The sequence below is a fragment of the Streptococcus suis genome (assembly GCF_002960445.1).
Classification (GTDB): domain Bacteria; phylum Bacillota; class Bacilli; order Lactobacillales; family Streptococcaceae; genus Streptococcus; species Streptococcus hyiners.
Window position 1 is genome coordinate 1 of record NZ_POJD01000087.1, and the last position, 352, is coordinate 352.

A 352-nucleotide genomic window follows, 5' to 3' on the forward strand; every position below is an offset into this window, starting at 1 on the left:
AGAGCAGTTTGCTACCTTGCCATTTGAAATTCATATTCAAGAGATTTCGCGTTTAGCAGCTACGACACGGGAAACGGTTAGCCATGTTTTGAAGCAACTGAAGCAGGATGGTAAAATAGCTTATAGCCATAAACAGTTAACTTATTTAGATATTGATTATTTCTTAGAAAATTTGACAGAAACTCATTGAAGTTTCTGTTTTTTATAAAAAAATAAAAATTCATATAATGATATAACGGAAAGAATTATGCAGAATTTAGATGATATAATCGATAATTATTTATAAATAAGGTTAAAAATGTGAAGAATTTCTCAAAATAAATGTGAGCGTTTTCAAGTTTTTGTTTTTTTG

1 protein-coding gene is annotated in these 352 nt (G+C 28.1%); it reads left to right on the forward strand.

Translation table 11 applies throughout. The annotated features are described in order from the left end of the window. Positions 1-190, forward strand: a 190-nt coding sequence (locus C1G53_RS01820; RefSeq protein WP_153046636.1) for a helix-turn-helix domain-containing protein, incomplete at its 5' end; no start/stop codon positions are given. Positions 191-352: the final 162 nt, after the last annotated feature.